Origin of the sequence: Fluviicola sp. (assembly GCF_030151805.1) — a bacterium.
Taxonomy (GTDB): Bacteria; Bacteroidota; Bacteroidia; order Flavobacteriales_D; family Crocinitomicaceae; genus Fluviicola.
This window is the reverse complement of the sequence record NZ_JASLCN010000505.1, coordinates 1-11,377: the sequence shown is the minus strand read 5'-3', so window position 1 is coordinate 11,377 and position 11,377 is coordinate 1. Positions and strand designations below refer to the sequence as shown.

Sequence of the window (11,377 nt, the reverse complement as noted above, 5' to 3'; positions counted from 1 at the left end):
GAGTTTTGAATGCTTTCGCGTAATGAGGCGTAGTTTACAGGTTTTCGAGTACGGGCCTAGCCTTTTTACTTACTTTTTTGGCAATGAAAAAAGTAAGAGAAACCAAGCAATCGTGCAAGATGTGCCATGTAATGGGAAATTGCCCGCAGAAGGGGGCAGATCTTAGCAGAAAATGAGAGACTTTTTACACGTGACTCAGCAATCCTCTGCATCCCTCAGCGGGAAATTTCAAAAACCACCTAAATTCCGGGACAAGTCATTTTCTTATTGTTTCACGAAAGAATACACTTTCGCACCATTTTTTACCAGGTAAACCCCTGTTTTTAAGGTCGAAACATCCAAAACCATCGTTCCGTCATCCTGTTTATACGAATGAACATTCAGGCGAACATTTTGCCCCATCGGGTTTAATAACTCAAAGGTACTTAATGAGACCAAATCCCCCTTGATCGTCAGTAAGTCCGTTGCAGGATTCGGGAAAAGAATCAATTCACTGATTTCGCTGTTGTCGATAAACACAGATTCGGTTTCATGTATTCTTTGCTGTCCGTTAAAATCAACTTGTTTTAAGCGGTAATACGAAACTCCGTCCAATGGGAATTCATCTGTAGCCGTATACTCTTTCGGAGTTTCGGAATTCCCGGCTCCATCAACCTGCAGAATGTCTTCCCAACCATCAAAACCATCTGCCGAACGTTCGATCACGAAATAATCATTGTCTTGTTCGGAACTGGTTTCCCAGTTTAACTGAACAGAAGTATTCTCTACTGCAGAAGCATCGAAGCTCACCAATCCGATCGGCAAAGAAGCCCCGCAATTAACCGTGATACACTGTGGAGCAGTATACGTACAGCCAAAATTATCCGTCACACTATAAGTAAAACACGGAACACCCTGGTTCGTCGGAACCACATTGGCCGTGGTTGCCCCGGTACTTGTCAAAGTTGTTTGTGCCACCCATCCCTGGGAAACAATCGTCGGAGTATAAGAAGGAACCGCTATAATTCCGGAACTGAAATTCACGTCCCAGTTAAAAATATAGCCGTCATCCGCATTCAGGTTATCTGTCACACGGATTGTCCAGCTTCCGTTCAAAGGACAGCCGATCATACTGGAAAATCCACTCAGTGGTTTGTAATCACCGGCCACAACCGAATTACCGGCGGGGGAACCGGCAGAAGAAGTCGCTCCGTCAACCAAAAACACAGTTGCAGTTGGAGTAAAACAATAGGTTCTTCCCGTTCCCGGACCACTCGTTACATCATCTATCGGAGCTCCGAGATACGTTCCCAATCCATCCTGAGCATACGATTTTAAGATCATAGTCTGCCCCGTCGGACAAATTAATTCGATCTGTAAATCTCCCAGGTACGAATGCTCCATGGTCAGACACACGTTCGAAATGTCATTGACGGAAGTCACTGTTGCCGCCGGATTATAACAATTTGCAGTAATGGAAGTTTGGTAGGAAACCCCTGACCCGTCAGGTAAAAATGTAGTTCCTGAAACTGGTGGCGTACAATTCACCGAATAAGTTGTCATCGCTACATTCGCATTCAATGCAGAAGATTGATTCGTACATAGTGTAGAAGGAGTTGCAGAAGTTGTAATAGAAGGAGTCGTGGAAACCTGAACCACCTGGTTGTTGTAGTTGGTATTCGTACAACCGTTTGCATCCGTAGCAACCAGATTCAGGTAATAACTTCCCACCGCAGGATAAGTATACGTCGTTGAATTTCCGGAAGCAGTAACCCCGTTTCCGAAATTCCAGGAATAAGTAGCTCCCGCACCACTGGATGAAAAGTTACCTGTTCCTGTTGCAGTCAGGCTTTGTCCCTGGCACAGACGGATAATTCCACCCGGGCCCGGAGCCGGTGTAACAGAAGTAATATTCGTTGTAATCGTCTGGCAGGGAATCACACAGGAAATAGCAGCAACCCATCCGGAATAAACAAGCGAAAAATCAGATGTGAACCGGAACGTTAAACAACCGCTTGAGTTACTTGATGTTGCCTGAACTGTTCCGGGGCCTGTGGCTCCTGAATAAGTTCCCAGCGAAGGTGCAGCCGTTGAATTTCCGTCAAAAATCTCCAAGAGATCCACACTTTCTGTCTGAAAAGCACTGAATACCAATTTTAATTTCGCTCCTGCTGTTGACGGACATATAGTAAACACCCGTGTATCTGAGTTAGTATAATCTCCCGGCCCCCCGGAATCATAAAAAGTACCGCTGCATGCAGAAACACTCCCGCTCGACGGCATATAAATGGACCCGGCAGGCGGACCCGTCACACAAATCGTGAAAGCAGGATTCGAAGGTGTAAAAGCAGAACTCCAGGTATACATCCGTACGTAATAATTAAGACCAACCGTTAAGCCGGAAACTAAAAAATCACTTTCAGCATCCTGGCACCCCAATGAAGCCCCGATACATGAACCCGGAGCTGCTCCCGTACTTGCAAAAATTTCAACTCCCGAATCCCAGGAACTACCGGTACCGGTTGTTCTTGTAATTGTTGCGCTTGTTGCCGTAGCTGTAAATGTGTACCAGACGTCATCATCCGTTGTTCCCGTACACGATGCAATCCCGGAGTTTGTTGCTCCTGCTACGGTTCCGGAAGTCGGAGTGCAGCTCCCGGATTGAGTGATCACCGTTGCAGTAGCACAATTGTCATTCGCCGGAGCCGGAGGCGTACTATACACACAGATATTTCCTGTCATATCGTTCCCTCCATTATTATTAGTACGAATAATTCTCACACGATAAGTAGTCCCTACAGTTGTTGTAAATGTTGCCGTTTCTACTCCCTGAGTTCCAACAGCATCAGCACAGGCAACCAAATTTGCTGCACTACAACCAGAATAAACGGCCATAGCCATCTGTCTATCGAAATTTTCAACCCTCACAGTTGTTGTAGTTGAAGTAGCAATAAAAGAATACCAGCCATCCCTGTAATTACCCGCCGCACATGCAGGATAGGCAATTGCAGAATTGGTAAACGTCTGTGGAACAGTCCAATTAGTCGTTGAGCAAGATGAGCCTACTGTCAGACCAGGCGCAGAAGCACATTCATCTGTTTGAGACCACACATTATTCAAAACACTGCTAAACAGCAAGGTGAAAAGTAAACTCTGAAGCATACTTTTTTGGTTCGAAATCCAACTATTCTTCATGACAAATCTCATTAATAATTTATTGGATGAATAACCATGACATAGTTCGTATTATCAATACGAATCAGCTGAGCTTTGTCAGAAAAAAACTCGATCATGTAAACCAGCGGGTTAAATGCATTTACATCGAAATTCTCTGCATTCACCCCCTGAATGGTTTCATTTACTTTCGTATATAAGGGAAAGGTAGAAAGCAAAGGGTATTTTTCATCCGGAGTTTGTCCAATCACCCGGTATTCAATCCGATGAGTCATCACATCTCCGTATGCCGCAACAAGCGTTGGGTTATTGAGAACAAATTCATGTCCGTAAACATAAGAAATGCGGTTGGCGATTTCTTCGGGGTTAAGTTGTTGCGTAACGCTTTGTCCGAATGACGGAAAACTCGCCTGCGCAACCAAAAGGGTGAGAGAAACCCTTAGTAGCAGTAATTTCATAAATGTTGTAGTTCTGTAAAAGTTATAGTTCCGTAAAGTGCACCAAATGTATATTTAACACTTTGGTAATCAAAATCAATTTTGTTAAATTCTTAATCAAAGAACTAAAACTACCTATATAGTTTTTGCACCCCTTGAAATTAGCGGAATCCAGGTCAAAAAAAATTAAATAACTCAAATTGAAATTTTAATTCATTTTTTATTTTTACACGCAAAACGTTTGTAAACAAACAAAAACAAGTCCTACGCTATTAATTAAAAACAATTTGATTCCCCAAAAACACGCAAAGGAATACCCCTCACATTGCGTTACATGAGTTTGAAGCAGCATTGACCCGTCCGGAAGTTTAAGCCATTTTTGAAAATTCCCCAGGTCTACACAGCGTTAAGTGGATCCTGCTTTTTCATTTTCTGCACACCTCTGCAGGAGAAAAAAACACTTCAAATTCATTCGTAATAAAAGCGTACTGAGCGACTTGTGATGAGCTCGTCGAATCAAGTCGGAATACGTCATTCGATCCGCTATGCCCGTTCGAGTTTCCGACTTTTTCAGTCGGAAGTATTGAGAACGACATACACACAATTGTAAAAAAAACACCACCCAAAAAAGGATTCCAAAATCACAAAAAACCGAATTTGAATCACTCAACTACAGGTCAAGTACGGATAGAGCATAGATACAGTATGGGTCAAGTATAGATACAGTACACGGCAAACGCATCTAAAATTCAGGGGAGATATGAAAGAGATATATGAAGATAATCCTTCACTTTTAAAGGACAAAGACATTATTGATCCATTATATGAAAAATTAAATGGGAAAACTTTCCACGAAGTTGAATCAATCTTCAATTCAATACTTCACGCTTTAAAAATGAAGGCTACTTTGAAGACAAAAGGCCAGTTTGTTTTTTGATTTCATCTTTTAATTCTTGATTACTTCTCGCGACTAGGTATTGATAAAATAACTGTAGATGATCTTTATCACCTCTGTACATTTTTACCTGTGAATACTCATTGAATTTCACAAAGTCGTTCCAATAGTTTTGAAAGTCTAAATCGGTTTTCATAATTCAGTGAATTAATGGTTAATACAAAAATATTAAAAAATGGGAGTAGTTCTCCCACGGCAAATGCATCAAAAAATTATGGAAAAGCATTTAACATGGCAAGAGAAGAGTCTTATTGAAACTCAGCTAATGGGGATGGCTATTACAATAAACAGCATATTAAAGCAATTAGATTCTATGGCTTTGGTTGAAGTTAAGCCTCGTTATCCTCTTCCGGCGGAAGATTTGGATACTTCTGAGTGTATAATTCCTGCACCTTCTCGGTAAATTCATCTCTAATTATAGGATATACAGTAAAATAATGCAGATTGAGAAGTTCTATCCCATTCATAGGATGGTGCATAGTAGGATGTTTGAATACCTTACTAGTGTCTATTTTAGACCCAAAAGAAGTAAGTATATCTTTACAAAGAGTTTCCAGTTGAACTCTAAAGTCTTCGCTTCTTATTAAGAAAACATTGTGATTATCTAAATCTCCTAAAATCTCTAAGGAAGATATGATGTGTTCGGAACCTTTCTTGTTAAGTTCTTTTTTAAATGTCTCGAAATACATAGTAGAATAGTGAATTAATGGTTGCGATAAAAATATGGAAAATAACGTATCAAAAAAATTATGAAATTATGGAACAAAGAATGCCCGTTTACCCTCAAGAAGAGAGTATGGATCAGAAAATAGTAAACTTAATTATTAAATTACTTAAAGAGAGATCTGTAGAAGATGCTGAAACAATTCTCTATCAAACTATGGCAGATATTAAAGTTAAAAGTAAAATTGTCATTTAAGCCCCGCATTAGGTTTTGGTAAATTAAGTCTAATTATCTTCATTATGTCTTGCATGTCCATTAGAACCATAGTATTTACAAATGAGAAAAATGCCTCAAGATTATCTTCAGCATTTTTTCCTGTTAATTCTTCGAATCTAAATTTTAAATCAGAGTATTCTTGTGGTGTCATAATTCAGTGAATTTTTAAGTGAGTAGTGAATATGATAATAAACTGTAAAAAGGTTTGTAACTTTGTAAAATGAAAACAGGGACTAAATGAAGCCCCTGTTGTTAACTTGCATCTCTAATGATGTGCCCAGTTAACTTATCGTCACCAAACGAATATTTTGAAGCCCTGTTCTTATGAGTGGGGCTTTTTCAATTTAAAAGATGTCACAAATATAATTAATTCCACATATATGAGAAGTTAATTATTCAAACATGTACATTAACAAAGTCTTATTTGCTAAAATATAGTTAATTAACTACTTGATAGTCAATATATTAGCTAACTTTATATTGTAAAAGTTAAGTTGATGAAAATAGAATCTAAGTTTAGCGTTATATTCAATGAGCTAAAAGATCATCGTATGAATCGCACAAAGCTCCATTCAATTGAAAATATCATTTTCATTTCTTTGTCTGCGGTTATCAGTGGAGCTGAGACTTGGAATGAAATTGAAGAGTTTGGGAATAATAAAATAGAATGGTTGTCTAAATACTTAGATATGCCTAACGGTGTTCCTTCCCACGATACTTTCAATCGCTTCTTTTCATCAATGGACACAGCTAAGTTTGAGGAGTGCTTTAGAAAATGGGTTGCTACATTTCAAAAGGAATCGGCTGGTGATGTAATTTCAATTGATGGTAAGTCAATTCGTGGTTCAAAAGGAAACAATCTACATGCTGTTCATATTGTTAGTGCCTGGTCAAAGAATTCAGGAATAACCCTTGCTCAAACCCATACTAACAAAAAGATTGGAGAGCTAAATGTAATTCCAGAATTACTCGACGCTTTATTCCTTGATGGTTCGATTGTTACATTGGATGCATTAGGAGCGCAAACAAATATTGCTTCAAAAATTGTAGAAAAGGGAGCTGATTATGTCCTGCAAATCAAAAATAACCGAAGACAAATGGTGAGAGACATTAATTTCTCATTTAACATGATTCCAGTGGGTTCTAAACATACATTTATTGACAAAGATCATGGAAGAGAAGAAAAGAGAACTATCACTGTATTATATGAGGTTGATCTTCTAAGAAAATACGAACAGTGGGCTAATTTGAAATCCATTATCAGAGTTGAATCTGAATCTATAAATATTACAACTGCTAAAATTGAAACTTCCTCATCTTATTACATCTCAAGTTTGGATACGGATGCAAAGCACATTGGTAGTGCTATTCGATCACATTGGGGGGTTGAGTCTATGCATTGGATGTTAGATGTTGCATTCTCGGAAGACCGGGGTAGGAAGAGAAATGAAAATGCTGTAATTAATTTCTCGCTTCTTAATAAAATAGCCTTAGAGATGCTTAAAAAAGAAGGTTCATCTAAAGTGGGGATTAAATCCAAAAGATTAAAAGCTGCTTGGAGTACAGACTACTTAGAAAGTATTATTGGAATTTAGCTATTTCTTCATAGAAACCAAGTAGGAAACTTCTACATCTAAGGCAACAGCTATTTTAAGAAGTGTCTTAGCTGTTGGATTTGTTTTTCCTTTTTCTATTCTTCTCAATGCAGAATCCTCTATTCCGACGGAAGTTGCAAGATCTATCTGTTTAATGCCTAATTCAATTCTGCGCGAAACAATATTATCACCAATAATCTTAATGAATTCAGACTCGTTCATAGACTAATTTACCTGCCATCAAAAGAATTGTTCCGAACATATATGTTCTGTTTTAATAAAAATTCCTATGTTTGTGGAAATCAAATTCAATCACTATGAGATTCTTACTATTTATCCCACTACTCCCATTACTTCTGTTCTCATGCAACAAAGAGAAAAAAGAAGCTAATTATATCATTGCTGTTTCAGGAAGCGATTATGCGGATGATCTAAGAATTACATATAGGTTCGGAACTGAGGCTTACAGCACTCTCTCCTTAAATAATGGTGAAGCCGTTATTAGTGCCATAAGAAAATTTAGACTCGAACTTGTTTGTACGCCATATTCACAAGGAGATAATCCATCAGCACCTCAACATCAAACAGAGGGAGATAAGTTAAACTTCAGGGTATATCAATCTAAAAAGGGAAAAAGAGGAGATCAAGTGGCGGAAGGTTCATTGACAATTTCAAACATCTCTAGCGAAAATCAAGAATATATTAATATTGAGTGGTGATATGAAAAATCTAATCTTAATTAGCTCTGTAATCCTATTTAGTTTTACGAGTTCTATTCAATCAACAGTTTATATCTGCGTTAGTCCTAATGCGAAGAAATACCATCTCAATAAAAATTGTAGAGGATTACAAAAATGTACCCACACAATTCAGCAAACTACTTTATCCGATGCTAAGGGGAAAGGGTATACTGCTTGTTTAATTGAAAAATAACATGGTCATGAAAAAGCTATCTCTCATCATTACAATCCTTATTATCTCAAATGGATCATCCTTTTCGCAATCAAATAGAATTCCTGCAAATTACAATGGTTCGGTTTATCAGTCATCAAATAAAGAATTATTGCTTCATGGATTAGAACAGAAACAGAAGTTGTATGATAGCAGAGTCAATGAAGTAATAACAATGCTATATATCCTGTCAGATATTTACAAAATGAAAACCGATAAATATGAAGATGGTGTTCCTCAAAATTTATCCCTCTATTATAATCAGGTTCATCAATGGTTAGTAGATGCATGTAAATATGATCTCTCTAACAGTCAAATTTGGATTCAAGTCCAGGATTTCTACATAAAACATAAAAACAGTATGATGTCATGGTAAAAATGAAAACAATACTTTTATTATCTCTAATTTCTCTTTTAATCTCATCTTGTGCCGAAGGCGGTTATGACTACTGTGTCAGAGAGTCTGTAAAGGATGGGCAATCTTTAGAAGAGGCGCAGGAATCATGTGGACAAACTAGAGACGAGAACGGAATTCAGAATTAACCCTTACATTTACAATTCAAAACACTATGAACACTGAAAACTTACAAGATTATTTTTGTGGAATCGAGATAGATACAACTGATAACACAATTACATACCTAGTCGAGCAACATTTTGATGAAATACTTCACTTTCTAAAGAATGACACCCTAAGAATTGATCATTATTACAATAAAGAAAAAGTGTTATCCTGTATTTCAACTGGAGAAACTATTTATGAAATTGAATTTAAAGGGGACTATGAAAACTCTATGTATATTTCTAGTGCACATAGTAAACCTTTAAATCTATACCTTGAATTATTTTTAGAAAGTAGTGCCTTAAAAAATGAGTATGTTAGGGAGTTAAGGGGTATTGCTGGGATAATCGGCAGGAAATCCAAGTAATAGTTTCACTTCCTCAATCGATTTGTCCAATGATAAAATCAAATGACTGGCTCGATCTAATAGTACGAAATACTCTTGATCAAACTTATATTCTGGTGAAATTGGAGTTGAGGAAAGTAATACGGAAGTCATATTTGGGTATCTATCCTTAACACCTCTCATGGAAAGACATCTTTCATATAATACTGGTTTATATTCCTCTCTCATTCGTATATTTACAAATAACAATTAAACATTAATTCACTATTCTATGAACAATTACTCAGGATCGAAATGCCCTAAATGTGAACTTACCAATTTTGAAATGGTTCAAGAAACACCTACTCACTCCGCGTTTAATATTTGGTTTATTCGGTGTACAGATTGTAAAATAGTAGTTGGCGCAACAGACTTTACACAGCCTGAGTATCTTATAAGAAAACTTGCTCAAAAACTAGGACTTAATCTTGATTTGGAGGATTAATAATCCCATAAGTTCCACCCCTTGATTTCATTATGTGAGTGTATTCATAAACGGCTAAACTGCATCCATCATCTTTATTGAATGGGAGTGATACTTTTACTTCATATCCCTCTTTAAAAAGGCCAACCATTTCTTCTGAGACTTGTTTTAGCAAGTTCTCTAATTTTGTTGTATCCAATACTCTCATACTTGTCCAAATTTTTTGATGTATTTGCCGTGTAGGCGGTTAATAATTTATATTTCATATATCTGGTTTTTAAAGTCAATCTCCACAAGCACTGCACTTAAAAGTAAAGTCTTCTACTAGATTTTCATAGTTGGAGCATCCTTTATCTGTCAGTAAATAGAAAGTGTCACACTCATCTGAACATATTTGTTGAGCTATTACATCAATGTTCTCTTCAACATCGTATATTTCTAACCACCGTTCAAATTTTGCCTCTCTGTTAGGGTGTTTTTCGTCGCCTTTATAAACTTTATACATAACTCCATTACAAGAATCAGAGAGAATGCCTTGTACTATGCTAGATATTGTTGCACCGACTCTTGAATCGAATTTCGGGCAGGAATGACTTGGGCATTCAACAAAAATTTCAAAAATATCCTTACAACTTGAGCAGTACTCTTGAAAAAAGTTGTCCGAATGCTTTACATGAATATCATATACACAAGTATTATCAGTGACAAAATGAAATTTGTTATCCTTCTTTTGATAATCGTAAGGTAGTATAGTACTCATCAGAGAAAATTTTCTCTGCAATATACTGATTCCTAATTGTTTTTTCTAGTCCTAGATTTGGTTTAGGTTCATCTATGAAAGTTATTTTCTGTTTTTTTGGATATACTTTTCCATTTATAACAATTGTCTCTAAAACTTCTACTTTCCTCATTTTTTGATGCATTTGCCGTGAGAGAACTACTCTCATTTTTATTATTTTTGTTTCTTACTAAAATTCACTGTTTACTATAAATTATGCGAACCACATTTCCTACAAGTTTTTCTTTTATAGATTTCTACAGATTGTACGACAAGACTGACAACTCTACAATTTTAGCCATAATTTTTAAGGATTTAGAAGAGGCTGTTAATTGGGAGTGGCTCTTAATTAGCGAGCCTTACTCTTTTGTCTATCAAGTTATAGAAAATTCACCTTCTAAATTTATTTTTAAATTTACGAATTGTGAATTTGACTATATTTTTCCAGTCCCCCAACATGTAGATGAGCCTCTTCTGAACTTTCATCTTCCCTATCATGCTGTTGTTTATCTGGTTGACTCCGAAGGGTCATTAAAACCTTTTGGGAAGTTTCATAAGATGAGTCCAATTCCTCTGAATTAAAGCCTCTTTTTACTAATCCATAATTTTCCATTTTTTGATGCATTTGCCGTGGGAGAACTGCAACACATTAGGTAATTGCATGTCTACCACTAATTTATTATGTTTGTTTTTTATTATTCCACTATTTATTTGAACATGATTAAGAAAGTTCCCTCTAACAATAATAAACCTTGGTCTAACGAAGATATTTCAACCCTTAAGGAGTTAATTAAAGGTAACACCCCAACCAAACTAATCGCTTACAAACTTAATAGAAGTGAAAATTCCATACGAGCTAAAGTCGCTAATTTAGGGCTATCATTGAAGCCAGTTAATAAAAGCCCCTACAATCGTCAATCTAAATAAGAATCAAAAATTTCTAAAGCTGATTCATATTGAGTTCTTAATTCTTCAGACCATTGATATGGCGTGTTTCCTTTATCTATTAATTCTGAACCTAGTGTCAATATTATCTCCCTTAGTTTATTAATCTGTTCTGTATTTAGAATGCATTCTCTCCTTCCCATATTTATCCATAATTGTGCAAAATTTTAGATGCGTTTGCCGTGAGATACAGTATTAAAATGTTATAGAATTAACATGCGGTTTTAGGGCGTTTCAGCCGTTTTTGGCCCC

Annotated in this window: 14 protein-coding genes; 6 read left to right on the top strand and 8 right to left on the bottom strand. The window is 36.7% G+C overall.

Going from position 1 to position 11,377, the window contains the following annotated elements:
* Nucleotides 1-264 precede the first annotated feature (264 nt).
* Together Q1V93_RS19145 and Q1V93_RS19140 are read right to left on the bottom strand one after the other, a co-directional pair.
* Complete coding sequence (locus tag Q1V93_RS19145; protein ID WP_300667060.1) at nucleotides 265-3,141, bottom strand: PKD domain-containing protein; 2,877 nt, start codon at nucleotides 3,139-3,141, stop codon at nucleotides 265-267.
* A 44-nt stretch (nucleotides 3,142-3,185) separates the two neighbouring features.
* Nucleotides 3,186-3,611, bottom strand: coding sequence for a hypothetical protein (locus Q1V93_RS19140; protein ID WP_300667058.1), 426 nt, complete (start codon nucleotides 3,609-3,611; stop codon nucleotides 3,186-3,188).
* A gap of 1,109 nt (nucleotides 3,612-4,720) precedes the next feature.
* On the opposite strand from Q1V93_RS19140, the gene Q1V93_RS19135 reads away from it, so the two are divergent.
* Both Q1V93_RS19135 and Q1V93_RS19130 read left to right on the top strand, forming a co-directional pair.
* Entirely contained in the window at nucleotides 4,721-4,948 is a 228-nt protein-coding gene (locus Q1V93_RS19135) for a hypothetical protein (protein ID WP_300667056.1), read from the top strand.
* A 303-nt stretch (nucleotides 4,949-5,251) separates the two neighbouring features.
* Nucleotides 5,252-5,464 (top strand): hypothetical protein, encoded by a 213-nt coding sequence (locus tag Q1V93_RS19130; protein WP_300667054.1) that lies wholly within the window; start codon nucleotides 5,252-5,254, stop codon nucleotides 5,462-5,464.
* Here Q1V93_RS19130 and Q1V93_RS19125 read toward each other — a convergent pair.
* Nucleotides 5,457-5,636 carry a hypothetical protein gene (locus Q1V93_RS19125; protein WP_300667052.1) on the bottom strand — a complete coding sequence of 60 codons (180 nt, stop codon included), beginning with the start codon at nucleotides 5,634-5,636 and terminating at the stop codon, nucleotides 5,457-5,459. The two genes, Q1V93_RS19130 and Q1V93_RS19125, sit on opposite strands and share 8 nt — an antisense overlap.
* Before the next feature lie 346 nt (nucleotides 5,637-5,982).
* Here Q1V93_RS19125 and Q1V93_RS19120 point away from each other — a divergent pair, with 346 nt between their 5' ends.
* Complete coding sequence (locus Q1V93_RS19120; protein WP_300667050.1) at nucleotides 5,983-7,080, top strand: ISAs1 family transposase; 1,098 nt, start codon at nucleotides 5,983-5,985, stop codon at nucleotides 7,078-7,080.
* Here the strand turns inward: Q1V93_RS19120 and Q1V93_RS19115 are convergent, their stop codons facing one another.
* Nucleotides 7,081-7,302: a helix-turn-helix transcriptional regulator gene (locus Q1V93_RS19115; protein WP_300667048.1), complete on the bottom strand. Its 222-nt coding sequence runs from the start codon at nucleotides 7,300-7,302 to the stop codon at nucleotides 7,081-7,083.
* Between the two features lie 95 nt (nucleotides 7,303-7,397).
* Here Q1V93_RS19115 and Q1V93_RS19110 point away from each other — a divergent pair, with 95 nt between their 5' ends.
* The 3 genes from Q1V93_RS19110 to Q1V93_RS19100 all read left to right on the top strand — a co-directional run bounded on the left by Q1V93_RS19110 (nucleotide 7,398) and on the right by Q1V93_RS19100 (nucleotide 8,960).
* Nucleotides 7,398-7,799 carry a hypothetical protein gene (locus Q1V93_RS19110; protein ID WP_300667046.1) on the top strand — a complete coding sequence of 134 codons (402 nt, stop codon included), beginning with the start codon at nucleotides 7,398-7,400 and terminating at the stop codon, nucleotides 7,797-7,799.
* Nucleotides 7,800-8,020: 221 nt separating this feature from the next.
* The gene (locus Q1V93_RS19105; protein ID WP_300667044.1) at nucleotides 8,021-8,407 is read left to right on the top strand and encodes a hypothetical protein; all 387 of its coding nucleotides are present in this window, start codon (nucleotides 8,021-8,023) and stop codon (nucleotides 8,405-8,407) included.
* A 193-nt stretch (nucleotides 8,408-8,600) separates the two neighbouring features.
* Nucleotides 8,601-8,960, top strand: coding sequence for a hypothetical protein (locus Q1V93_RS19100; RefSeq protein ID WP_300667042.1), 360 nt, complete (start codon nucleotides 8,601-8,603; stop codon nucleotides 8,958-8,960).
* Between the two features lie 440 nt (nucleotides 8,961-9,400).
* On the opposite strand, the gene Q1V93_RS19095 is transcribed toward Q1V93_RS19100, so the two are convergent.
* From Q1V93_RS19095 to Q1V93_RS19080, 4 genes are all read right to left on the bottom strand, one after another.
* Entirely contained in the window at nucleotides 9,401-9,610 is a 210-nt protein-coding gene (locus tag Q1V93_RS19095; RefSeq protein ID WP_300667040.1) for a hypothetical protein, read from the bottom strand.
* A gap of 75 nt (nucleotides 9,611-9,685) precedes the next feature.
* Nucleotides 9,686-10,162, bottom strand: coding sequence for a hypothetical protein (locus Q1V93_RS19090; protein ID WP_300667038.1), 477 nt, complete (start codon nucleotides 10,160-10,162; stop codon nucleotides 9,686-9,688).
* The gene (locus Q1V93_RS19085; RefSeq protein WP_300667036.1) at nucleotides 10,122-10,349 is read right to left on the bottom strand and encodes a hypothetical protein; all 228 of its coding nucleotides are present in this window, start codon (nucleotides 10,347-10,349) and stop codon (nucleotides 10,122-10,124) included. Before Q1V93_RS19085 ends, Q1V93_RS19090 begins: the two co-directional genes overlap by 41 nt.
* A gap of 246 nt (nucleotides 10,350-10,595) precedes the next feature.
* On the bottom strand, nucleotides 10,596-10,793 hold the full coding sequence (locus tag Q1V93_RS19080; RefSeq protein WP_300667034.1) for a hypothetical protein: 198 nt from the start codon (nucleotides 10,791-10,793) through the stop codon (nucleotides 10,596-10,598).
* Between the last annotated feature and the right edge of the window lie 584 nt (nucleotides 10,794-11,377).